This window comes from Providencia rettgeri, from assembly GCF_023205015.1.
In the GTDB taxonomy this organism is placed as follows: Bacteria; Pseudomonadota; Gammaproteobacteria; order Enterobacterales; family Enterobacteriaceae; genus Providencia; species Providencia rettgeri_E.
In genome coordinates this window covers 2,216,141-2,241,012 of record NZ_CP096258.1, presented here as the reverse complement: position 1 = coordinate 2,241,012, position 24,872 = coordinate 2,216,141, and the positions used below count along the sequence as shown (strand labels likewise).

Here is a 24,872-nt window from a genome sequence, read left to right as displayed (position 1 = left end):
CTAAAATTATCCACTTTCTTATATAAAAAATCATTTGCCTATAACAGAAATATTATGTATTTTTATTCACTATAAATGCATAATTAAAGAGGTTGGTATGTTTAAAAAACTCGTTTTTGCTGGCTGTATGTCATTGGCAGCCTTCGCCGGGAATGTTTACGCAAAAGAAAGCTATACCGTTGGTGCTGGTGGGACTTACCGTCCATTCGAATATGAAAATAGCCAAAAACAGCTTGAAGGCTTTGATATTGATATTATTAAAGCGGTTGCAGAAGCAGAAGGTTTTGACGTTAAACTTGTCAATACACCTTGGGAAGGGATCTTTGCAACCTTGTCGTCTGGTGATAGAGACATTTTAATTTCAGGGATCACGATTACAGATAAACGCAAAAATATGGTTGATTTTTCTAACCCTTATTTTCCTGCTGAACAAGCGATCGTCATCAGCGAAACCTCTGATGTAAAAGACTTAAATAGTTTAAAAAACCTGAATGTGGGTGTCGTAAACTCCAGCACTGGTGATATCGTTGTTTCTGACGTAATCGGCAAAAATAGCACTGCAATTAAACGTTTCGACAATACCCCGCTTTTATTACAAGAACTGTTTGAAGATGGCATTGATGCAGCTGTTGGTGATGTCGGTGTCATTAAATACTACATAAAAACTCACCCTGAGAAAAAATTTAAACTGATCTACGATAACCATTTCGAAAAACAATATTTTGGTATTGCTGTCGCAAAAGGAAATAGTGAATTACAGCAAAAAATTAATAATGGTTTAAATAAGATCATCGCAGATGGTACGTACAATAAAATTTACCAAAAATGGTTTGATGAAAACGTTCCTCAATTACCAAAACAATAATTTAATCTAACTTAAGGCCATCCTTGGATGGCTTTTTCACGTTATAAATCAGGGTGAACACTAAGATGTCTGCGTTTCGTTGGGAAATAATTGAAGAATACGCTCCATTATTTGCTGAAGGCGCAATGATGACGATAAAAGCGACCATCATCTGCGTTATTTTAGGCTCACTATGGGGGTTAACCCTCGGCTTAGGAAGAACGGCCAAAGCTGAACAAGGAATTTGGAAACCAATTTTACATTATTTTGTGCAATGGCCAGTTCGTTTCTATGTCAGTGCCTTTCGTGGTACCCCGCTATTCGTTCAAATAATGGTTGTTCACTTTGCCTTAGTGCCATTATTCATTAACCCTCGTGATGGGTTATTTGTTACATCTGGGATAATGTCCGTTGACACCGCTAAAATGCTTCGTTCCGATTACGGCGCATTTCTATCTTGTGTCATTGCAATTACTTTAAACTCAGGGGCTTATGTCTCTGAAATTTTCCGTGCGGGTATTCAATCTATTGATAAAGGACAAATGGAGGCTTCTCGTGCTCTTGGCATGAGTTGGGCAAAAACAATGCGGAAGGTTATTCTTCCGCAAGCTTTCCGTCGCATTCTTCCCCCACTGGGAAATAATGCCATCGCGATTGTCAAAGATTCCTCCCTCGCTTCCGCTATCGGCTTGGCAGATCTCGCTTATGCAGCGAGAACCGTGTCCGGGGCTTATGCAACATATTGGGAACCCTACTTAACGATATCTGTGATTTATTGGATGCTGACATTTATACTTGCTCAGTTGGTGCAATATATGGAAAGAAGGTTGGGCAGAAGTGATTTACGTTAATAATTTACAAAAGAAATTTGGCGATGCCCATGTACTTAGAGGCATTTCTTGCGAAGTTAAACCTCAAGAAGTGATTTGTGTCATTGGCCCTTCTGGTTCAGGAAAAAGCACCTTTCTACGCTGTTTAAATGCACTAGAACGTCCAGATGGCGGTGAGATTAAAGTCAATGGCTTTGACGTTCATGATCCTAAAACTGATTTAAATAAGATGAGGGAAAATGTGGGGATGGTGTTTCAGCGTTTTAACCTATTCCCTCACATGACTGTGTTAGAAAACTTGATGATGGCCCCTACCTTAGTGAAAGGGATAAAAAAAGAAGTGGCGCTTAAGCAAGCTGAGCAACTCCTGATCAAAGTAGGACTATTAGATAAAATTGATGCATGGCCAGCCAGTTTATCTGGAGGGCAGCAACAACGGGTTGCTATTGCCCGAGCGTTAGCTATGCAGCCATCCATTTTGTTATTTGATGAGCCGACATCTGCACTTGACCCCGAATTAGTTGGTGAAGTGCTTTCCGTGATGAAAACCCTTGCGAATGAAGGTATGACGATGGTCATCGTCACCCATGAAATGGGATTTGCGCGTGAAGTTGCTGATCGAGTCATGTTCATTGACCAAGGTATCATTCAAGAAGAAGGCACACCAGAACAACTCTTTACTGCACCTAAAAACCCACGAACTGCGGAATTTTTAAGTAAAGTACTTTAGTTTTATTACCTGCTTAGCATGCTAAGCAGGTTTTTCTGATATCCAAATCTTTTTATTATCGATATGCTAAGAATATTATTACTTAATAAAGTTTAATTTATGGATATCACAAGCCTCTGCAAACAATATCGCTCAGGGAAAAAATTTAAATATGTTTTCTTCTGGGGCCACCAAACCAAACAAAATCAAATAACAACAAGCTGTTTCAGCCAATGGTACCCTTCCCCATTTATTGTCAATAACCACCGCTTTGCCAGTGCAGAACATTTTATGATGGCCGAGAAAGCACGCTTATTTGGCGATTTTGAAACGCTGGATAAAATTATTTATGCACCAAATCCTGGAGCGGCTAAAGCATTTGGCCGTGAAGTTCGTGGGTTTAAGCAAGATGTTTGGGATGAAAACCGTTTTGCTATTGTCGTTGCGGCTAATATGGAAAAATTTTCTCAGAATAAAGAATTGGGACAATTTTTACTCTCCACAAATGAGCGCGTGCTCGTTGAAGCTAGCCCTGTCGATAAAATATGGGGAATAGGCCTCGCTGAGGATGCGGAAAATATTGAAAACCCATTAACATGGAAAGGGTTAAATCTGCTCGGTTTCGCATTAATGGACGTTAGAAGTCAGTTAGCCCATTTAACACGCTAATTTTTGCTTATTTTCTGATAAGACAGAAAAGCCCGTTGTTGTTAAACCGCGGGCCTGCCAATATTTTAATTAAAATATAGGATATACTACTGAGCTTTATTACAAAGGCATCCTATATTCAATCACACCAGGTTTTTCTGCCACCCAGTTATACAGTTTTTGCCCACGTAGATTGGTTTCTTGTGTATGCCAATATAAGCGGCCACATTGTTTTTCTTGTGCCTGTGCATGTACAAATTCAATTAGTTGCTTCCCGACATGCCGCCCTCTCATTTCTGGCGCCACATATAAATCTTCAAGGTAGCAAAAATCATTTTCAGCCCATGTTGACCGGTGAAATAAATAATTCACAAAGCCAACAACTTTGCCATTTTCAAGAGCAACAGCACAATACATCGGTTCATTCTCATCAAAAAAGCGCGCCCATGCTTTTAAGGTAATCTCTTCACTTAAATCGACTTTATAAAATTTTTGGTATTCCAACCAATATACTAACCATGCTGAGTAATGATCAGGAGTAACGAATTCTACTGTCACTGGTAATGCCGTTTTATTCATAATAACCCTTCCATTTATAGACATATTACATAATGGCGCTATAGTACATAGCAATCTGGCTCTGTATAAGAGACACTTTTGTTATTTATTTAGGATCCACTTTATGCGCCGCCAACAGCATGCACAGTTTCCATTACTTTTACTTGAAGAAGGCTATATTAAGGAAAATGTTTATCACACAATACGTAACGCTATTTTAGATGGTCGTATTGCTGTCGGCATTAAACTCCCCTCCTCTAGAGCATTAGCCGAAATGATGTCGATCTCACGAAACTCGGTCATTGCTGGGTTTGAACGATTAATTGATGAAGGATATATTTATTCCAAAAAAGGCTCGGGAACTTATGTTTCTCCCCACATTCCTGATGAATTAGTTGGCACCATAGATAGTACTAAGCAAAGTGACCAATCTAGATATTCTGCATTAAATCTGAATCCCCAAGTTTCTACTTTAACGAACTTATGGGAAAAATCGCGCCCAAACACCAACAAGTACCAAATGTTTAATATTGGTATTGGCTGTGTTGACCAATTTCCACATGAATTATGGGGACGACTATTAGGCCGTGTTTGGCGTAAATCCAAACAAACGATTGCACATTTTAATCATCCTGATGGCTATACACCGCTAAAAAACTTATTGGTAGATTACGTCCGTTCGACTCGCGGGGTTCACTGCAAACCACAACAAATTATTATTGTTAATGGGACGCAACAAGCCATTAATTTAGTAGCAAAAATCTTATTACAGCAAGGGGACAAAGTATGGTTAGATGACCCTGGCTATGATAGCGCCAGAGCTATTTTCACCGCCGCAGGTGCTGATATTGCTGCTATTCCATCTGACAGAGAAGGGATGGATATTGCCTACGGTGCAAAACACCATGAAACAGCAAAATTAATTTATACCACGCCTTCTCACCAGTTTCCGTTAGGCACAACCCTCAGCTTACCGCGGCGTTTAGCATTATTGGATTGGGCCCAGCAAAACAACGCATGGGTTTTTGAGGATGACTACAACAGTGAATTTCGCTTTTTATCAAAGCCTATTCAAGCGCTACAAGGCTTAGATAATCATCAACGTGTTATTTATGCAGGGACATTTTCTAAAATGATGTATCCTGGTTTTCGTTTAGGCTTCTTAATTGTGCCAGAAGTTCTGAGTGAGGCATTCACCATGATGAAATATTACAGTGATAGCCATTGTGGTTATTTAGAACAGGCCGCTTTAGCCCAGTTTATCCAAGAAGGCCACTATGCACGCCATGTCAGAAAAATACGGAAGATATGCTACGATAGGCAAAATACGTTTATCAATGCCATTAATCACTATCTCCCTCACCTATTTAATGTGCAAATGACGGATTCAGGCATTCATACTGTCTGCTGGGTTAAAGACGGTTATGATACTAACGTGATCCTTAACCAATGCCGTCTGTTAGGCTTTGGAGCACAACCGTTATCGCGCTACTGTATTCAAAGTTCTCACCAAAATGCGCTCCTTTTCGGCTATGCCGCTCATTGTGAAGACGAGATAATTAGCAATATAAAATTACTTAGTGAACAATTGACTAATATATACCCTAGTTAAACAAGAATGATTTTCAGCGTTTATCCGATAGCGAGAATTTTTCTAGTCTTTATAACTGTACCTTAATAGCATTGTTTATATTGAGGTACTTTTATGACAAAAATAAATTATCCCCATGAGTACGAAGTTGGCGATGTTGTCTTTACCAGTATTGGAACCGAGTTATTTCGGCAAATAGCCTCGGCGTCTTTATGTTGGAGTAACCATGTTGGTATGATTGTCGGCCATAATGGCGAAGACTATTTGATTGCAGAAAGTCGCGTTCCGCTTTCAACAACCACGACCCTATCTCGCTTTATTGCCCGTTCATCGGATAAACGTTACAGTGTACGTCGATTTACTCATACATTAACCAATGAACAAAAATCTGCATTAGTTTCCGAAGTTCCTGCTCGTTTAAATAAATTTTATCACACTGGATTTAATTATGAGTCTTCTAGGCAGTTTTGTTCAAAGTTTGTTTTCGATATTTATCAATCTGCGTTATCAGTTCAAATAGGGGAATTAGAAACCTTCAAGGAATTATTAACTAAAAACCCGAATGCAAAATTAACTTTTTGGAAATTATGGTTTATTGGTCAAATTCCATGGGAACGTAAAACAGTGACTCCTGCAAGTCTATGGCATCACCCTGAATTATCGCTCATATACCGCAGTCATGAGGATATACATTAACAACCAATACGGATGTAAACTCACACAAGAAAGCACTCAATCGAGTGCTTTTTGATATAATCGACTGAATTTACAATGAGACTTATTTTTTCTTATTTAACATCGATTTCAAGTCAGCAAACGGGTTATAAGTTGCTGCCTCAACGTCATTTTGCGCATCTTCCCCTGCCACGACATTCGTGCCATACATTTCAGCTTCTGTATACTTCGAATGCTCATGGTCATGACAAAATAGGCATAATAGCTCCCAATTGCTGCCATCTTCTGGGTTATTGGTATGATCATGGTCGATATGATGCACGGTTAATTCACGCAAATTTGAATACACAAACTCGCGGGTGCAGCGTCCACAAACCCATGGGTAAATTTTAAGTGCTTTTTCACGATAGCCACTTTCTAATCGCGCATAGTTTTTAGGGATCAAAGCCATTGCCGATATTCCTGTTGAAAATAGTAATTTTGAGATAATACGCCTAATATACCTCAGTTTAGAGCAAAAAAAGAAACTCAAAACAACAAAAAACCCAGATATGATGACAACGCCTATTTTATCGGGCTCGTCATCAACTCTGGGTCCTTTTATTCGTTAATTTATCCTTAGATTACTTATTCAATAATTCTCTGCGGATAATCTCAGCCCCTGCGCTTAATGCATTAAGCTTACCCGTTGCAACACGACGAGATAACGGTGCCATACCACAGTTAGTGGATGGATAAAGCTTGTCTGCATCGACAAATTGGAGCGCTTTACGTAATGTATTAGCGACTTCCTCTGGTGTTTCGATGATATTGCTCGCTACGTCAATCGCCCCCACCATCACTTTTTTGCCGCGAATAAGTTCAATTAAGTCCATGGGAACATGAGAGTTATGACATTCCAAAGAGATAATATCGATATTCGAGGTTTGCAGTTTTGGGAAAGCCTCTTCATATTGTCGCCACTCAGAACCCAGAGTCTTCTTCCAATCAGTATTGGCTTTGATGCCGTATCCATAACAAATATGAACTGCGGTTTCACATTTTAGCCCTTCAATGGCTCTTTCTAATGCAGCTACACCCCAATCGTTCACTTCATCAAAAAATACATTAAAAGCAGGCTCATCAAATTGAATAATATCAACCCCCGCTGCTTCAAGCTCTTTTGCCTCTTGGTTCAAAATCTTAGCAAATTCCCATGCCAGTTTTTCACGACTTTTGTAATGGTTATCATACAGTGTATCAATCATTGTCATTGGGCCAGGAAGCGCCCATTTTATCGGCTGGTTCGTTAACTTACGTAAAAATTTAGCATCTTCCACAAAAACAGGTTTTTGGCGTTCAACCGCTCCAACCACCGTCGGCACGCTCGCATCATAGCGATTGCGAATTTTAACCACTTCTCGCTTTTCAAAATCAACGCCATTGAGATGCTCAATAAATGTCGTCACAAAGTGCTGACGCGTTTGTTCACCATCGCTAACAATATCAATTCCTGCGCGCAGTTGATCTTCTAGGGACAAGCGCAGTGCATCTTGTTTTCCCTCTACAAGTTCTTCGTTTTCCAACTTCCAAGGAGACCAAAGAGTCTCTGGCTGAGCAAGCCAAGAAGGCTTTGGTAAGCTGCCTGCGGTAGATGTTGGTAATAATGTTTTCATAATAATTGACCTTAAATTTTTATAATGAATCAAAGCGCGTAGTTAGCAGACCATTGCTCTAGAATATGCTTATAGGGTTCAATAAAGTGTTCTTCTGTATATTTTCCCTGCTCAATAGCCAATCGGCTACGTTCTTCGCGGTCATAAACAATTTTTGTTAATGAATAGTCTTGGTTCGTCAAACTCGGTTGGTAACATGGCCCCGCAACAGAGTTCGCATTGTAAATCTCTGGCCGATAAATCTTCTGGAATGTTTCCATCGTGCTGATTGTACTAATCAATTCAATATTGCTGTAATCGCTCAGCAAGTCTCCCGTAAAATAAAATGCCAACGGTGCAACACTATTTTTAGGCATAAAATAACGAACCTGTAATCCCATCTTTTTAAAATATTGATCCGTTAATGAAGCTCCATTTTGCTGATATTCAATACCCAATATAGGATGGGTATTACCAGTTCGGTGGTAAATATCTTTATTTGATACACTTAAGCATATCACTGGCGCTTTACTAAAATGTGCTTTGTATTCGTCCGAATTTACAAAATATTTAAAGATATTCCCATGCAAGTCACCAAAGTTTTCTGGGACACTAAAGTTGGCTTGGTCTTTATTGTGATCTAGCAATAAAACACTGAAATCATAATCACGCACATAAGATGAAAAATTATTTCCAACAATACCTTCAGTACGTTCACCCGTTTTATGATCAACAATATTGGTTTTTAATATTTCAATCACCGGAAAGGTGCGACCATTCCCTTCCACACTCATCTCGACAGAAATAATTTCCAACTCGACTGAATAACGGTCACTTTTAGGGTTATCCCAATAGGCCAAGGTATTGAAACGGTTGTTCATCATGACAAGCGTATTACGCAAATTTTCTTGGCGATTTTTCCCTCTGGCTAAATTAGCAAAGTTAGTTGTAATACGTGTATTTTCAGAAGGATTATAATTTTCATCAAAAAGACTACTTTTAATCGTAAATGTAAAATTTTTGTTCATCGTCTCGTCACACCCTAAATTCCAAGATGGAAACTCAATTGACTTCTTGATTTTCTAGAAGTTTTAGCTACCCATTCATCAATCTTTATGTTGTAAATACGTTAATTCGTTTGCGTTATCTAATTTATGCCAGAGCTGCTGACTGAGTGAAAGCGACTTAATTTCATTTCAAACATGAACGATTTTCATGATCATCTTTTTCACTTATTTTAATTATGTGACAAAGAACAAATAAACATTATTTTTCCTGAAAAATCATTGTATTAAGAGATTTACTTTTCTAAATTTTGAGAGAAGCGAATAATCGTTGCGAAGGTTTGAACATTGGTTAGTGAAATAAATTTATTTGATACATAAAGAAAACACTTGGGTTATACAGTAAGAACCATTCGCTACAATAATAAAAGGTGGCGTATTATTATGCACAAAAAAAAGCACTCGCCCCCGAGTGCCTTTTGACTACAACTCACTGAATATAAAGTAAATTACACCTATTCAGCGGTTCTGGTACTTGTGCGGATTAGGTAATCAAATGCGCTAAGTGCGGCGTTCTAAAAGTGATTTAAATAATTGATTTAAATGGATTTAGTCAATGGTTAGTGTCCACATATTGACCACACTTATAAAGCCTCTTTTGATGAGAGGCTTTATTTTTGCTTATTTTTCAATGAGTGGGAGGAGTTTTTTACTATTACAGTAAAGAAACAATAACCTCATAAAGGATATTTAATTCGAAAAAATCACTTTCAATAAAAGATTAATCATTAAATATTAACCTATTTTTTGCTAATAATTTCTCTTTGTTTATTTTAATTTTCCCTTGCGTTATAACAGCGCCTTCTAAGTACCGTTTATAAAAACAATCATCTGTAAAATGTATAGCCATTGAATCAGGATCTATAACCATAATGCCTTTATCGAAAAGTCGATGTAAACCAACAGATAACATAATTCCATTATCAATAGAATTGTCATAATAATCACTATGAGTTTGAATATGAGCGGCTTCAATCGCTATAGAATCACCAGTAATACAGCACCTATGATTATAGTTAATACTAATAGCTCTTCGAAAAGCAGCTTGCTCCGAAGTATCACGGCCTATAGTGCTAATCTCTACCTTTTTCCCACGTTTATTATGAATAATGATTGACGATGAAGGATTATTTGCGATAACTCCCGTACCCTTTGAAAGAGCTATAGCCTCATCATTTTCGACTACTGCAACGTCTAGGTTATGTTTATACGAGTCAATAAGAGCATTAGATTTAAGTTCATTCTTTGCTAATTTATATGCTTCACCAGTTGTCATAGTTCTTATTGCTAATTGATAAGCTTCAATATTGTAGTAAGGACGTTCATCAACGGCTAGCTGCTCTCTCAAAGCCTCTCTCAATTCTTCATTACTTTTTCGTTTAGTTTGCTCTTGAGACATTGAAGTATACACTTCTTGCTTATGTTTTCTGATTTCAAGGTCAATTGATGATTTGAGTCGTTTCTTTGGTTTAATCTTACTATATTCAACATTTGCATGTTTACCATGCTTTTGTGTCCTTTGATGAGAATATAATCCCATTGTAGAACTAAAATGTTTTCCACATACCTCACAATCATAAGGAGATTGTGATTTAAATTTAAACTTACTTTTTTTAGCACTCAAAGCTAGCGTATCCTTAAGAATAAATTATTTAATAACTGTCACAGCTAATACTTATTTTAGCCTAAAACTATTACCAGAATAGTGAGCAATTCTAAGTATTTAAAAAATGTTTCAAAACATCTCCATCTGTTTCTCCCCCCGATGTGATCTAGGTAACTTTTCCATCGGGATCTCAAAGCCTTCTGGTAACTCTTGAGGGATAGTTTTTGTAAGATAAATCTCCACTGAGGTTATTGTCGTAAAAGAACAACCACACAAAATATTTTGACATTGGTGATAGCTTCTACGGGTTTCACTACTCATGGATTTACTGGTTTTGGTATAGGTCACAGCGCCACACAGGGGACAATTGAACGCCATTTTTTAACCTTGGGTTTGGAGTATGCCTTAAGTTAGGTTAATCTATTCATCACAAAAATCAATTAAAAGGATTTTATTATATGTCTAAAGGTTCATTTTCTTCTAAAATCACATTATTGATATCCGTATCTGTCCTTATATCACCCATAATATTATTTATTTATCTTAGTACACTGAATGCTCAAAATTTCTTTTCTTTTTTATTACAAGAGAGCTACTTATTCCCTTATCTGATATTTATTTCTATCGCTTGGTTTGTTTTTACGTTTATATTTTATAGTCTTCCATTTTTAACATTTAAATTTATTAATCTATCTATTGAAATAACCAATGATAATAATATAAAGCAAAACTTTAGATTATCTATTTGGAGTTATTTATTATCAATATGTATAAGTCCAATTGTAATATTTTCTATGATTTATTTAACGGTGGATCATCCCAAATATGTGACACTCATGGCATTCATGACATTTATAGTAATGGTACTACTAATATTACGATACAAGAACAATGTTAAAATCATAAAAATCAAATTAAATTTTTACAAAATTCTTTTATACAAAGCTATTAGCATTTTATTTTTAACAATTGGTTTTATTATAGTTTATAGTTATTTTAGCGAGAAAAAATATCATTTAGCATCTGTGCCTTACTTTCTTTGCCTTTCATTTGTACTAGCCGAAACTGTTTTTAATTTCAAAAAAGCCCAAAAAGCATTATTCAGTTTAGTGAAAAAGACCTTCCAAACAATAACAAAAACACCTTATTTCATGACACACCCTAATGAATTTAAAGATATTTTCAGAAGTAAAAAAGGCAACAACCGAATAACAAATCGTGATAGATTTATAATGCTATTATTGTTTTCACTGCTTATCATTCCTATGTCTATACTATCTATCTCGGCATTAGTAAATAACCTTGATGGTGAAATGCAATTAGAAGATGCTTTCATACCATTTGTTAGCTTGTGCCTTATCTTATATACAATTCCAAACGTGATACTTCTACTCCCAAACATTGGAATCATAAAAAAGACTGTTTATCTCTCACTGTATTTAATATTTTTATCCTTCACCACTAATATTCTTAACCTTCTGGCTTATAAAACCTTTGACTCCATACATTTCATTAATAAAAACAAAATCGAAATAACAGCAAAAAAATGGCATGATGCTGACACACCTATTCCTGCAACACTGAATAAAATTCAAATGACTGCTTTCAATGCATTTCAAACACCAACGCATTCTATCTTTTGTAACTATGATGATATTAAATCATTAACCACAAAAATTGAATTTATTTTCTTTAAACATGAAAAAACGCCCCCTAAATGTATATTTGTCAACAATAACGATGTGAGTCTAGTTGAAAAGGATTAGTTTATAGTATTAACATAAACTCTGATGAGTTTACTCCTCATTCAATACCAACATCTTTGATCTTTATTTCTAACTCCAAACTTGTGATAAAGCCGTGGCCATCGATTTGATGAACAACACGGCTAATCACCCATTGATGGCTGTCAATGGTCGGTTTAAAACCAGTTACCGTGACAGGCATTTCAGGGTATAGGTCTGCTCGCCCCTCGGCCAATGTAATATTAAATTCTGCTACGCCCCTTTGCAGTTTTGACCACTTGGCCGCGGCGGCACGTTTAGCGGATTGTTCGTTTTTAAAGGTTTGTCGCATCACAAAAACGTTACCCTCGGCACCCTCGATGTAATCGCCCTCTTTTTTGCTCGACTTCTCTTTTTGGGGCTTTTGCTTGCGTTTAAGATTGGTTTTCTTTTGTTTGCCGTAGTTCAAATCTAACCAGTAAGCTTGTACGCCGGTGTACGCTTGACGGTCAGCCAATCGTGGCTATCGCGCCGAGCATTTCACGTTTTTGACCAACTGGGCTAAGGAATTCGAATCATGGGTATGCCTAAAAAACTCTTTTTGTTTGATCTATACATTGATGGTCAAACCTACCTTGGACAAGTAGAAGAAGTCACCCCGCCAAAGCTGTCATTAAAAGCAGAGGATTATCAGGGTGCCGATATGGTGGGCTCCGTCGCTGTCACGATGGGCTTTGATTCTGGTGCATTGAGCTTTTGCATTATCTTGCCGATAACGCAAACAACCATGAGCATAGCTCATGATATAGAACTTTATAATGAGTGACACAGCTCAATTAATGATAAGTTTCTCTAATAATATTAGAAGTTCAATCCTATTGTTATGTTTAGTTTACTCTATTTGTGCTAGCCTATGCGGCAAAATTTAAGAGTGAATTTTTAAAAAGCGAGTTATGATCCAGAAAATACAGAATGTAATTTTAAGCAAAATAATGCTGAAGTTTATCGCATTATTTTTTCTCTTTTCTATGTTACACAAAGTAATGGGGTACCCATTCAAGCCACTGTATATCTTTTTTATAAGCATTGGTTTGCTTTATGTGAAAAATAGCGCCTACCGTTTTGTTGTTTTATTTTTCACCATTTTAGCTGCTATTTATTTACCTGTTGGGTTGATCTATGGCCCCCCTACATATAATACAGTTGCTTCCTTTTATTATACTGATATACAAGAATCACGAGAATTTATATCAAATATAGATAACAAATATTTTATTTATTCTATCTTAATACTCGCTTTTGGAACTTTAGTTAGCTTTATTAAAACAAACCCGGTGAACTATCATAAAAAGACGATGTTAAGCATCGCAATGGTGGTTTTTTTCTTCACTCCTTCAAAATATGCCTTAAGTGGTAAATATGAGAGAGCGGCTAATTCAGGAACACCAGAAACACGTTTTTTTACAGAGCTGATTTATTCTGTTTACTCTTTAATCAACGAGGTTGAATTATATACAAGCAAGGACACTTTTAAGATCACTGTAGTTAATAACCAATATGATACTTACGTTATTGTTATTGGTGAAAGTGTCCGAAAAGATTTTATGCAAGAATTCGGTTTTAAAATACAAAACACACCATTTATGAGCTCAATCAATGGGACTTTTTTTACTAACTACATCTCTGCAGCGAGTTCGACACAACCGTCTTTAACGCATAGCTTATCCTTATATCCTGAAATTGGCAATAATATCATGACATTAGCTAACAAAGCGGGTTTTGATACTTACTGGTTATCTAATCAAGGATTTGTTGGTGAATATGATGGTTCAGTTGCCGCTATAGGACGAAGGGCAAATAATAGCTTCTTTGTTAAGAGAGGAAGCTCAGATGATAAATTAGTCTCTCCAGACGGTGCTTTATTACCTGAATTTAAATTGGCGTTGGAATCACAAAAACCCAAAAAACTTATTGTTGTTCATCTTATGGGAAGTCATACGCCATTTTGTACCAGAACAGAGGAGCAGTATGACCATTTTTATCAGAATAAAAAATTCTCTTGTTATGTCCAAAGCATAAAAAACACAGATAAATTGTTATCAGAAATATATTCTGATTTAAGTAAAACCAAGTCAAAATGGTCAATGATGTATTTTTCTGATCATGCGTTATCTTTAACATATGACAAAAATGAATTGGCACATAGTGATAAATACAAACAGAACTATGAAGTGCCTTTTTTCATCACATCTTATAATTCTAAGCATAAAGAAATGATAAATAGTCGTCGTAGTGGGCTAAATTTTATGTCTTTATTTTCACAGTGGACAGGAATAGAAGAAAGTAACATTGAGAGTCATTGCAATATGCTGTCTGAAAATGACTGCCCTAACCAAAATAGAATAATTGATTTTAATAGAAATCATCTCATATTTGATGATTTACCCGATGATTATTCCAAATAAAAATAAAATGGGGTGCCTTCACTCATAAGGCATCCTTAAAATATTACGGATAAACTGGCCAAATAATATCCGGTGCAGTTGAAGTGTCTACTCGATTTAATATTACTCGATATTTTTTCCAAGCGCTTAATTGTAATTTCTCACTTTCTAAAGCAATCCCTAAATCTAATGCATCTTGTAATGGAATTATGATTTTATTTGCATGATTAATCAGTTTAACTTTACATTTATTGGCTGTATAAACTTCTTTTTCTTTCAATTCAGCCTCCTCAAGCTCTTTCCATTCTGGAAATCCGTTAAAGTTCTGTACAACTTTGAAACCTAAACACCACCAAATCAGCGTTTAGATCGTCCACAAGTTGTCCACACTTGAACACTTTTAGGCACTTTTGAGCCTTTTTTGTACAGATTATGCACAAAAAAAAGGCACTCGCCCCCGAGTGCCTTTTGACTACAACTCACTGAATATAAAGTAAATTACACCTATTCAGCGGTTCTGGTACTTGTGCGGATCAGGTAATCAAAGGCGCTAAGTGCGGCTTTGGCCCCTTCTCCGGCTGAAATAATAATTTGCTTATATGGTACGGTTGTACAGTCGCCGGCAGCGAAGATACCTTTAATACTGGTTTCATTGCGTGCGTCAATTTCAATTTCGCCCATACGGTTTCTGGCAACGGTGTCACCTAACCAATTGGTATTCGGCAATAAACCGATTTGTACGAATGCTCCCGCCACTTCTAATAAATGTACACTATCATCAGTACGGTCTTTATACTCAAGGCCAGTCATTTTACTGCCATCACCTTTTACTTCTAAGGTTTGCGCATTAACGATAATATCCACATTTTTCATGCTACGTGCTTTTTGCTGCAATACGGAGTCCGCTTTCAGTTCTGGCGCAAACTCCAGCACAGTCACATGGTCAACGACACCCGCTAAGTCAATAGCCGCTTCAATACCTGAGTTACCACCGCCAATCACGGCAACACGCTTGCCTTTAAATAATGGGCCATCGCAGTGTGGGCAGAATGTGACGCCTTTCGTGCGGTATTCTTGTTCCCCTGGAACGCCCATATTTCTCCAGCGAGCCCCCGTTGAAATAATAATACTGCGTGATTTTAAGATCCCACCTGATGCAGTTTCGATTTGGTGTAATCCACCTTCTTCTGCCGCAGGGATCAGTTTTGCAACTGATTGGCCATCAATGACATCAACATCATAGCTGTCCACGTGGTTCTTCAATGCGCCTGCAAAAATAGCCCCTTCCGTTTTGATAACTGAAATATAGTTTTCAATATCAACCGTATCCATCACTTGCCCACCAAAACGCTCGCCTATCACGCCTGTGCGGATCCCTTTACGTGCGGTATAGATTGCTGCTGAAGCCCCAGCTGGGCCACTACCGATTACGAGGACTTCAAAAGGCTCGCGCTCTGTCAGTGATTTCGCTGCACGCGCATCGGCATTCGAGTCAACTTTGCTCACAATTTCACTGAGTGTCATACGGCCTTGGCCAAACTCTTTTCCATTCAGAAAAACGGCAGGAACGCCCATGACATTGCGTTCATCAATTTCATTTTGGAAAAGTGCACCATCAATAGCGGTATGACTAACATTTGGATTTAAAACCGCCATTAAGTTCAGTGCTTGAACAACATCTGGGCAGTTATGGCAAGATAAAGAATAATAAGTTTCAAAGTGGAACTCGCCTTCAAGCCCTTTAACTTGCTCTAATAACTCTTGCGCTTCTTTCGATGGATGACCACCAATCTGCAATAATGCCAGCACAAGAGAAGTAAATTCATGTCCCAGAGGTGAGCCTGCAAAACGCAAACCACTATCTGTACCTGGGTTAGTAATTAAAAAAGACGGTGTTCTTAATGCGCTGTTGCGTTCTTCACGTACAGTAACTTTATCTGACAGTGATGCAATTTGTTCTAACAGCTGTTTGATTTCATTTGATTTTTGGCTGTCATCTATATTAGCAACTAATTCAACGGGTTTAGTTAAACGTTCTAAATAGGCTTTCAATTGTGCCTGTAAATTATTGTCGAGCATGTAATCCCCTTTAATTTTTATCGTAAAATCGGGTACATATACCCGTCATGATCCAAGTTGCAGGCCTAAACACCTGCAACCTGAATTATTCAGTAATTAATCAATCAAGTTAGATTAATTAGATTTTGCCGACTAAGTCCAAAGATGGAGACAGCGTTGCATCACCTTCTTTCCATTTAGCTGGGCAAACTTCACCTGGGTGGCTAGCAACATATTGCGCCGCTTTTACTTTACGCAGTAAATCTGAAGCGTCACGGCCAATGCCTTCTGCAGTAACTTCAATCGCTTGAATAATACCTTGTGGGTCAACAACGAAAGTACCACGGTCTGCTAAACCTTCATCTTCACGCATGTTTTCGAAGTTACGTGTTAATGCACCTGTTGGGTCACCGATCATGGCATATTTGATTTTACCGATAGTTTCTGAGCTTGCGTGCCATGCTTTATGGGTAAAATGTGTGTCGGTAGAAACAGAGAAAATTTCAACACCTAATTTTTGGAATTCTTCGTAATGGTCTGCAATGTCACCCAATTCAGTTGGGCAAACAAAAGTAAAGTCTGCTGGATAGAAGAAGAAAACGCTCCATTTACCTGCAACATCTTTTTCAGAAACTTCGATGAATTCACCGTTTTTAAATGCTTGATTAGTAAATGGTTTGATTTGAGTATTAATTAATGACATATGATGTTCTCCTGTTTGGTTGCCTATTAAGTTACTGTTTTACAGCAGCTTTATCCAATCATTACCCGCTATCGATTTGATAGGCACAACCTAACTATGTCATAACAATTAATAGGTGAAGCATTAAAACGCTTGCTGAGCCATTCAGCAAGCGTTTTATTTATAAGATCTATTTATAAAGGCTATTTTATGTACAGTCCGTTATGCCATGGTGGCAATCGTTTTACGAAAACGAATGAGTGCGAGGGAAAAGAAAACAGCGCCAATCACCACGAGCACCGCAAATTGAGGCCAAACAATTTGGAAGCCAGCACCGCGATATAAAATAGCCTGAGCTAGGCTAACAAAGTGCGTTGTCGGCATGGTTAACATAATATCTTGAACAAGCTGAGGCATACTTTCTCGCGCTGTCATCCCACCAGAAAGCATATTTAATGGTAATAGCACTAAGATCATCAATAAACCAAATTGAGGCATAGACCGCGCAATCGTCCCCATAAAGATACCAATCGACGTTGTCGCGAATAGACTCAGGGCTACCCCACACATAAATAATAAGATAGACCCTTCGATGGGGACTTGTAGCAATGTTTTTACCACCAAAATTAAGGAAACGCCTGATGCAATCAGTACCACTAATCCCATTGACCATATTTTCGACATCATAATTTCAAATGGCGTGAGTGGCATAACCATCAAATGCTCGACTGTACCGTGTTCCCGCTCGCGGATCAGCGCCGCTCCCGTTAAAACAATTGATAACATGGTGATATTATTAATAATTGCCATAACAGAACCAAACCACGACTGCGTCAAGTTGGGGTTAAAGCGCATGCGCACTTCCAAATCGACAGGTAAACTCGCATTACTACGGTATTTTGCTAGAAACTCATTCACTTCCCCTAAAGTAATATTTTGAATATAACTATTTCCTAAGAAAGCTTGGCTCATCCTTGTTGCATCAATATTTACCTGAATTTCTGGGTGCCGTCCGGCAAGCACATCACGTTGAAAATTAGGCGGAATATCTAATGCAAATGTATATGAACCACGGTTTAACAAACCATCGATTTGGTCTGGCGTAATATCAACAGGGGGTAAGAAATAAGGCGCATAAAAACTATTGATTATTCGATTTGATAACTGTGACTTATCTTGGTCAGCAATCGCAATAGGCGCATTATGTAAAGATCCAGGCGTCACGGTTGCTGACGAATAAATCGACACCGTAAAAGCAAAAACAATCAAAGCTAACATCGCTTTATCACGGCCTAAACTACGTAATTCTTTGACGCCTAGGTTAAAAATATTCTGAATTTTACGGATCATCCCTATGCCTCCTGCTTTTTCAGGAATAGAACACTTAGCCCAATAACCAAAGGTATGGTGATCAGTAATGGGATAAATGATGATTGTAAATCGAATAAATTTAATCCCTTAGAGAAAGTTCCTCGCGTGATAGTCAAAAAATGTGATGTTGGATAAACCATCCCAACCCAGCGGCCAATACCTTCCAATGATGAGACAGGGTCAATCATTCCTGAAAATTGAGTTGCGGGTATCAACGTAATGATAGAAGTCCCAAAAATTGCCGCAATTTGGCTTTTCATAAAACATGAAATTAATAACCCCATGCCTGTTGCAATACTGATATACAAAAAGGCAGCCAACGTTAACGTCAGAAAACTGCCTTTAAATTCAACACCAAATATATATACCGATAATATACAAAGTAGCACAAAGTTAAACATACCCAATAAAATATAAGGGAGCTGTTTTCCAAGCAAAAACTCTAATTTGGTGATCGGAGTAACATAAAGGTTGATAATCGAACCGAGCTCTTTTTCCCGAACAACACTCAACGCGCTCAGCATGGCTGGGATCATCATTAATAATAATGGAATAACCGCGGGAACAATTGCCGGCAAGCTACGAACATCTGGGTTATAACGATATCGAGTCTCAATGTCGATAGCCGGTATCCCTGCAACGCCAGCTGGTTGGCGTGCAGCCATCGTGCTCAGCCATGCTAAGTGCATCGCTTGTACATAGCCACGAACAGTTTCAGCACGGTTTGGCATGGCACCATCAATCCACACACCAATTTTAACGTTACTCCCTCGGGCTACATCCCTTGCAAAATTAGGTGGAATTTCTATCGCAACAGTAATATTACCGCTACGCATACCCGCTTCTAAATCATCATAATCCTTGATTGGTGGTTGTTCGATAAAATAACGTGAACCAGCTAAGTTCAACGTATATCCCTGGCTTAGCCCAGTTTGGTCACGATCTAGCACTGAAAAACGTAAGTTTTCCACATCCATACTGATACCGTAACCCATGATAAACATAAGAATGACCGTTCCCAATAACGCCAATGTTGAACGTACTGGATCACGACGTAACTCCATGCCTTCCCGTATGGAATAGCTGAATAACCGACGCAAACTAAAACGTTTTTTTAACGCTTCGGTCGCTTGTTCTTTTAGTTCAGGGTCAACATGGAACTCTGGCGCGGTCTCTTGTCCTTGTCCTGCATCCCCCACGGCATCCTGTAAATAGGCGATAAAGGTTTCTTCAAGCGTGCCAAGCCCTCTTTTCTTGGTCAGGTTAGCGGGAGTATCACAATCTAAGACTTTACCTGCATGCATGAGTGAAATGCGATCACAGCGCTCCGCTTCATTCATAAAGTGGGTGGAGATAAAAATTGTGACGCCGTCACGTCTTGATAAATCAACCATTAAATTCCAGAACATATCTCTGGCAACGGGGTCTACGCCTGAAGTTGGCTCATCCAGTATTAGCATCTCTGGTTCGTGGATCACCGCTACGGCCAACGATAAGCGCTGGCGAATACCCAGAGGCAGGTCATCTGGCATGGTATCCCTGACTTCTTCAAGCTCAAAACGTTGGCACATTTCGTCAACTCGCTGAGGGATTTTATCCTCAGATATATGAAAAAGCTTGGCATGAAGCACGAGGTTCTGCTCAACACTCAGTTCACTATATAACGAGAATGCTTGTGACATATAGCCGACACGCTTGCGTGTTTCGATATCCTTCGGGTCTATTTCTTGGCCAAATAGCCATGCCTGCCCTTCACTGGCTTGTAACAAACCCGTCAACATTTTCATCGTGGTTGACTTGCCACAACCATTCGAGCCTAAGAAACCAAAAATCTCCCCTTTTGGGATCTTAAAATTCACATGGTCAACCGCCACAAAGTTACCGAAACGCATGGTCAGGTCTTGGGCTTCAATGGCAATAATATTGTCTTTCGAGGTATCACGCGCAGGGATCACGACCTTTTTGTGCCCACTGCGTTTTTCTTCTGGCAGTAATTCAATAAATGCAGCTTCAAGGTCATCACATTGCGTTTGGGCTTTTAATTCAGAGGCATGGCCTGTAGCGAGCACTTTGCCATCATCCATTGCCACTAGCCAATCAAAGCGCTCCGCTTCTTCCATATATGCGGTTGCGACCAAAACACTCATATTGGTTTGTCGCAAACGAATGCGATCAATCAAATCCCAAAACTGTGCGCGAGATAAGGGGTCAACCCCAGTGGTAGGTTCATCCAAAATCAATAAGTCAGGATCATGAATTAAGGCGCAACATAACCCCAGCTTTTGTTTCATTCCCCCTGATAACTTGCCAGCAGGACGATCTTTAAAGGGTGCTAAGCCAGTACTTTCAAGTAAGTCTTGAATGCGATATTCACGCTCAGCTTTTGATTGGCCAAATAACCGGCCAAAAAAATCAACGTTTTCATAAACTGACAACGTATGGTAAAGGTTTTTTCCTAACCCTTGAGGCATGTAAGCGATACGAGGGCAAACTGCACGACGGTGTTCAATATCATTCATGTCACCATCAAGTACTGTTATTTGGCCTTGTTGAATCACTCTTGCCCCTGCGATCAGAGAAATCAGGCTTGATTTCCCTACACCATCTGGGCCAATCAACCCAACCATTTTTCTGGCTGGGATGGAAAGTACAATGTCATCCAACGCACAATTATCACCATAATGTTGGCTGACATGCTGTATATCGATAATCACATCATCCATCAGTTTATTGGTCATTGTGGTAATCTCACCTCAAGTTCAGCAGGCCAAGATTCATTCGGATCTAAACGCACATACGCTTTTCCAGGTAGCCCAGTTTTCACATATTCGAGGTGTTGCTCTAATAATTCAGGAGAAATACGCGCACGTACTCTGAACATTAATTTTAAGCGTTCATTTTGTGTTTCTACGGTTTTCGGCGTGAATTGTGCGACACTTGCTACAAAGGTGGCTTTCGCTGGGATCACGATATTTGGTGCGGCATCGAGTATAATGTGGACATCACTCCCTAAAGCAACTTTACCTGCGTCTTCTGTTGGTAAGAAAAAGGTCATATACACATCACTCAAATCGACCATATTCAAAACTCGTCCACCAGCACCAAGGACTTCACCGGGTTCTGCTACACGATATTGAATACGTCCGTTTCTCGGTGCTTTGAGAATACTGTCATCTAAGTCCGCGATAATACGACGTTCCGTTGCTGTCGCTGCATCAACACGGTTTTTAGCTTGAACAATACCCGCGCTCGCAGAATCAATCGCTGATGTCGCAGCAGCCACTTGGGCTTTCGACGCTTCCAGTGCTGCGCGAGCACCTTGCATCTGTGCGGTATCATCATCCACTTGTTGTTGGGAAACTGCGTTTGTTCTCACCAAAGCTCTAGAGCGATTTAGTCGTTTCTGTGCAGCATCTAATTCCGCTTCACGTTGACGAACAACCGCTTGGGCTGCAACTTTTTCGCTTTTACGTTGCGCTAATGCTGATTCGGCTGTCGTCACCGCGCTAACTGCTTGGCGTAATTGAGCTTGTACTTCATGGAGCTGTTCCTGGAGGGCTCGCGTATCCATACGAGCAAGTTCTTGCCCTTCTTTAACAAAATCCCCTTCTTTAACATTAATCGTCTCAATGCGCCCGGCAGTCTTAGTAGCAATATCAATTTCCGTTGCTTCTATGCGACCATTACTTTGCGCGAACCCAGCAGGTAGCCCGCCTGAATTAACATTCCAGTAATAAAGACCACCTGCTACAATAATTAATATTAAAATGATGTAAAAAGATATTTTTTGCTTATTTATTTTCATACCATCCCTTTTCTTTATATGAAAAACAACATTCAACAATTATTTATGATTATTACCCCAGGTGAATTAATAAAATGGAATAACTGTTTACAGCTGAAATACGTATATCTCAATAGGTGATGCTATTCTTAGATCCGATAAAAAGCAGATCTGGTTTATTATTATATTTTTTTATATTTTATAAAATTTTATCAGTTAACTAACAAACATATACTGTCTTTCATCACAAAAATCATTGCATAAACGAATATGGTACAGATACCGCATTTAATGCCCAAAAATGTTTTATATCATGCTAAATGGCTTAACTTTTCGATACAATAAATTATCTAAATTTAACAAATACTTTATGCGTAAATACCATAAATAATAAATTAATGACTCAAAATACTTTTGCATTTATTCCGCAAAGAAAATACATGTTAAATTTTATCAACTAAATTAGATAGCTCAAGACCCATCATTTTAGCCACTTTTTTGCACTCATTGTGCTTTTCGTCTTCCTCATATCTTTAACCAATCGTTTTAAGACTATAATTTGACTTAGCTCTCATTTTTAATCCGGTAATTAGCGCTAAATTTACTCATAGTAAATCCAATATGGCTGTTTTTTTTCTTTATAACATGAGTGAAATATAATGAAAATCATACGAATAGAGACTATTCCTTATAAAATTCCTTATTTAACACCACTTGAGTTTGCCACAGGTAGCATTACTGAAGTGGAAAATGTATTAGTCCGTATTCATACTGATGAAGGGATAATAGGCTGCGCAGAAGCCCCATCACGACCTTATATTTATGGCGAATCCCAAGCGTCTATCATTTATGCTATCCAATCTTGGTTTTGGCCTTCACTGACAAATATTGATCTTAGAAATATTGAACGTGTCTATCATGCAATGCGGTGGGTTACTGGAAATCAAACCGCCCGGGCGGCAATAGATATGGCCATTTGGGATGCATTAGGTCAGTTATACCAACGCCCCTGTTATCAACTTTTGGGTGGATGGGATAATAAAATCGCAGTTAGCCATATGATAGGTTACGACCAACCACAAAAAATGGTTGAACACGCGTTGATGATGAAAGACAAATATGGAGTGACAACATTTAAGGTAAAAACGGGTCGTAATGTTCATGCGGACATCACTGCATGCAAAGCATTACGCAAAGCTATGCCAGAAGCCTGTTTATATCTTGACTCTAATCATGGCTGGCCTGCTCATGATGCTATTTATGCAGCTCAATCTTTGCGTGATGAAAATTTTTTATTTTTCGAAGAACCCTCCCCAGCCAGTGATCGTATAGGTCGCAAAAAATTGGCGAATGTGCTGGCTCAACCTATTTGCGGTGATGAGAGTTGCACATCTCTTAATGATGTTGCTCAAGAAATCAATGACGGAATGGTTTCATTTATTTGTATCAAAACAGCGCGTACAGGCTTTACTGAATCCGCTAAAATTGCAGCATTATGTGAAGGTTTACAAGTGCCGGTATACGTGGGTAATCAAGGAGATACTCAGTTAGGTACGCTAGCTAATATCCAATTTGCCTGCGCAAGAAAAAATACTTGCCAACATGCAGCAGAACTAACAAATTTCCTTGAAATTGCAGATGATTTGAGCGCAGTTCCTTTAGTCATTAAAGAGGGTTTCGCGGAGGCTTCAACGGCACCGGGGACGGGTATTATGGTAGATGAAGATAAACTAACCTATTACCGTTGTGATAAATAATTTTAAAACTAGTTAACTTCCCCCGAGAACATCGGGGGGTGAGCAAGCTAATTAGCGAATTGCGCAATTGTTTTCGCATCCATTCGGTAGCGAACCCATTCATCTTGAGGCTCTGCACCAATACTTTTATAAAAATCAATCGCAGGCTGATTCCAATCTAACACACTCCATTCCAACCGTTGGCACTTTCGTTCTACGGCTAGCACTGCAATATGCTTTAATAATTTTTTTCCTGCTCCCGCACCTCGAAAATCAGGGGAGACATATAAATCCTCTAAATAAATACCGTTATTGCCTAACCATGTTGAATAGCTAGTAAAGAATACGGCATATCCTGCGGGCGTCCCATCCACATAACAGATTAAAGCTTCTGTGCTTGAATTAGCGCCAAATAGGGAGTTTTCAATATCGGCCACCGAGGCTTTAACTTCATGACGTGCTTTTTCATAATCTGCCAATTCAATGATCATATCTAATATCAAAGCAGCGTCATCACGGGTTGCGGTTTTTATTTCTACATTCATTTGGGGCTCTCTTGTTATTTGAATCATGATTTTAAACGTTACATAACAAGAACCCAATTCACAGCAATATTATTCATCTCTTCGCGCATGATATAAGTATCATTTATACCTGCGAATATACTTACATCTACAACAATACTGCTTTTACAATAATCATTAAACAACGCATTTCTAGACATTGTTGATTAAATAATATATTTGCTATAATTACCTCATCGATTAACTAGATGAATATTAAGGAGGCTAATTTATGTTGTTGTGTGATCTTATTGAATATTCACACTTCTTTGGTAATCGCCAGAGCTCAGGCTTTCACAGTTTTATACTGCGATAACCCTGCCTGAGCGAAGTCACTAAAGAAAATCTTCC

23 protein-coding genes and 1 pseudogene are annotated in these 24,872 nt (G+C 38.5%); 10 read left to right on the top strand and 14 right to left on the bottom strand.

Annotated elements, in window-relative coordinates; genetic code table 11:
* Positions 1–97: 97 nt before the first annotated feature.
* The 4 genes from M0M83_RS10295 (at position 98) to M0M83_RS10280 (ending at position 3,052) form a co-directional block, all read left to right on the top strand.
* A complete protein-coding gene (locus M0M83_RS10295) occupies positions 98–865 on the top strand; it encodes a basic amino acid ABC transporter substrate-binding protein (protein WP_125894476.1) in 768 nt (255 codons plus the stop codon).
* A 65-nt stretch (positions 866–930) separates the two neighbouring features.
* A complete protein-coding gene (locus M0M83_RS10290) occupies positions 931–1,695 on the top strand; it encodes an amino acid ABC transporter permease (RefSeq protein WP_102140354.1) in 765 nt (254 codons plus the stop codon).
* The gene (locus M0M83_RS10285; protein WP_102140355.1) at positions 1,682–2,404 is read left to right on the top strand and encodes an amino acid ABC transporter ATP-binding protein; all 723 of its coding nucleotides are present in this window, start codon (positions 1,682–1,684) and stop codon (positions 2,402–2,404) included. The genes M0M83_RS10290 and M0M83_RS10285 overlap by 14 nt, the downstream gene beginning before the upstream one ends.
* 99 nt (positions 2,405–2,503) lie before the next feature.
* Positions 2,504–3,052 carry an NADAR family protein gene (locus M0M83_RS10280; RefSeq protein ID WP_248468403.1) on the top strand — a complete coding sequence of 183 codons (549 nt, stop codon included), beginning with the start codon at positions 2,504–2,506 and terminating at the stop codon, positions 3,050–3,052.
* A gap of 99 nt (positions 3,053–3,151) precedes the next feature.
* Here the strand turns inward: M0M83_RS10280 and M0M83_RS10275 are convergent, their stop codons facing one another.
* Positions 3,152–3,610, bottom strand: coding sequence for a GNAT family N-acetyltransferase (locus tag M0M83_RS10275; RefSeq protein ID WP_125894471.1), 459 nt, complete (start codon positions 3,608–3,610; stop codon positions 3,152–3,154).
* A 103-nt stretch (positions 3,611–3,713) separates the two neighbouring features.
* On the opposite strand from M0M83_RS10275, the gene M0M83_RS10270 reads away from it, so the two are divergent.
* Entirely contained in the window at positions 3,714–5,201 is a 1,488-nt protein-coding gene (locus tag M0M83_RS10270) for a PLP-dependent aminotransferase family protein (RefSeq protein WP_248468402.1), read from the top strand.
* A 93-nt stretch (positions 5,202–5,294) separates the two neighbouring features.
* Entirely contained in the window at positions 5,295–5,876 is a 582-nt protein-coding gene (locus tag M0M83_RS10265; protein WP_125894467.1) for a YebB family permuted papain-like enzyme, read from the top strand.
* Between the two features lie 82 nt (positions 5,877–5,958).
* On the opposite strand, the gene yajD is transcribed toward M0M83_RS10265, so the two are convergent.
* The 5 genes from yajD to M0M83_RS10240 all read right to left on the bottom strand — a co-directional run bounded on the left by yajD (position 5,959) and on the right by M0M83_RS10240 (position 10,537).
* Complete coding sequence (yajD, locus tag M0M83_RS10260) at positions 5,959–6,306, bottom strand: HNH nuclease YajD (protein ID WP_102140678.1); 348 nt, start codon at positions 6,304–6,306, stop codon at positions 5,959–5,961.
* Positions 6,307–6,478: 172 nt separating this feature from the next.
* Positions 6,479–7,510: a methionine synthase gene (locus tag M0M83_RS10255; RefSeq protein ID WP_248468401.1), complete on the bottom strand. Its 1,032-nt coding sequence runs from the start codon at positions 7,508–7,510 to the stop codon at positions 6,479–6,481.
* A 29-nt stretch (positions 7,511–7,539) separates the two neighbouring features.
* Positions 7,540–8,517 (bottom strand): DUF1852 domain-containing protein, encoded by a 978-nt coding sequence (locus tag M0M83_RS10250; RefSeq protein WP_125894463.1) that lies wholly within the window; start codon positions 8,515–8,517, stop codon positions 7,540–7,542.
* A 757-nt stretch (positions 8,518–9,274) separates the two neighbouring features.
* Positions 9,275–10,177 (bottom strand): HNH endonuclease signature motif containing protein, encoded by a 903-nt coding sequence (locus M0M83_RS10245; protein WP_248468400.1) that lies wholly within the window; start codon positions 10,175–10,177, stop codon positions 9,275–9,277.
* 111 nt (positions 10,178–10,288) lie between these two features.
* Entirely contained in the window at positions 10,289–10,537 is a 249-nt protein-coding gene (locus M0M83_RS10240) for an ogr/Delta-like zinc finger family protein (protein WP_248468399.1), read from the bottom strand.
* Positions 10,538–10,617: 80 nt separating this feature from the next.
* Here M0M83_RS10240 and M0M83_RS10235 point away from each other — a divergent pair, with 80 nt between their 5' ends.
* Positions 10,618–11,925: a hypothetical protein gene (locus M0M83_RS10235; RefSeq protein ID WP_248468398.1), complete on the top strand. Its 1,308-nt coding sequence runs from the start codon at positions 10,618–10,620 to the stop codon at positions 11,923–11,925.
* Between the two features lie 37 nt (positions 11,926–11,962).
* On the opposite strand, the pseudogene M0M83_RS10230 reads toward M0M83_RS10235, so the two are convergent.
* Positions 11,963–12,403: pseudogene (locus M0M83_RS10230) on the bottom strand (phage late control D family protein); the annotation flags it as partial.
* A 57-nt stretch (positions 12,404–12,460) separates the two neighbouring features.
* Between M0M83_RS10230 and M0M83_RS10225 the strand changes: the two are divergent.
* Positions 12,461–12,709 carry a phage major tail tube protein gene (locus M0M83_RS10225; protein WP_248468397.1) on the top strand — a complete coding sequence of 83 codons (249 nt, stop codon included), beginning with the start codon at positions 12,461–12,463 and terminating at the stop codon, positions 12,707–12,709.
* A gap of 127 nt (positions 12,710–12,836) precedes the next feature.
* The gene (locus tag M0M83_RS10220; RefSeq protein WP_248468396.1) at positions 12,837–14,348 is read left to right on the top strand and encodes a phosphoethanolamine transferase; all 1,512 of its coding nucleotides are present in this window, start codon (positions 12,837–12,839) and stop codon (positions 14,346–14,348) included.
* Between the two features lie 43 nt (positions 14,349–14,391).
* On the opposite strand, the gene M0M83_RS10215 is transcribed toward M0M83_RS10220, so the two are convergent.
* From M0M83_RS10215 to M0M83_RS10190, 6 genes are all read right to left on the bottom strand, one after another.
* Positions 14,392–14,685 carry a tail fiber assembly protein gene (locus M0M83_RS10215; RefSeq protein ID WP_282561502.1) on the bottom strand — a complete coding sequence of 98 codons (294 nt, stop codon included), beginning with the start codon at positions 14,683–14,685 and terminating at the stop codon, positions 14,392–14,394.
* Between the two features lie 146 nt (positions 14,686–14,831).
* A complete protein-coding gene (gene ahpF, locus M0M83_RS10210; protein WP_213912756.1) occupies positions 14,832–16,406 on the bottom strand; it encodes an alkyl hydroperoxide reductase subunit F in 1,575 nt (524 codons plus the stop codon).
* Between the two features lie 118 nt (positions 16,407–16,524).
* Positions 16,525–17,088, bottom strand: a complete 564-nt coding sequence (gene ahpC / locus M0M83_RS10205) for an alkyl hydroperoxide reductase subunit C (protein ID WP_004910793.1) — start codon at positions 17,086–17,088, stop codon at positions 16,525–16,527.
* A gap of 201 nt (positions 17,089–17,289) precedes the next feature.
* Entirely contained in the window at positions 17,290–18,414 is a 1,125-nt protein-coding gene (locus M0M83_RS10200) for an ABC transporter permease (protein ID WP_185746949.1), read from the bottom strand.
* 5 nt (positions 18,415–18,419) lie between these two features.
* On the bottom strand, positions 18,420–21,176 hold the full coding sequence (gene rbbA, locus M0M83_RS10195; protein WP_248468394.1) for a ribosome-associated ATPase/putative transporter RbbA: 2,757 nt from the start codon (positions 21,174–21,176) through the stop codon (positions 18,420–18,422).
* A complete protein-coding gene (locus M0M83_RS10190) occupies positions 21,173–22,243 on the bottom strand; it encodes an HlyD family secretion protein (protein WP_125894396.1) in 1,071 nt (356 codons plus the stop codon). The genes rbbA and M0M83_RS10190 overlap by 4 nt, the downstream gene beginning before the upstream one ends.
* 638 nt (positions 22,244–22,881) lie before the next feature.
* Between M0M83_RS10190 and M0M83_RS10185 the strand changes: the two genes are divergently transcribed.
* The gene (locus tag M0M83_RS10185; protein ID WP_248468393.1) at positions 22,882–23,979 is read left to right on the top strand and encodes a mandelate racemase/muconate lactonizing enzyme family protein; all 1,098 of its coding nucleotides are present in this window, start codon (positions 22,882–22,884) and stop codon (positions 23,977–23,979) included.
* Positions 23,980–24,026: 47 nt separating this feature from the next.
* Here the strand turns inward: M0M83_RS10185 and M0M83_RS10180 are convergent, their stop codons facing one another.
* Positions 24,027–24,503 carry a GNAT family N-acetyltransferase gene (locus M0M83_RS10180; protein WP_213912759.1) on the bottom strand — a complete coding sequence of 159 codons (477 nt, stop codon included), beginning with the start codon at positions 24,501–24,503 and terminating at the stop codon, positions 24,027–24,029.
* Positions 24,504–24,872 lie beyond the last annotated feature (369 nt).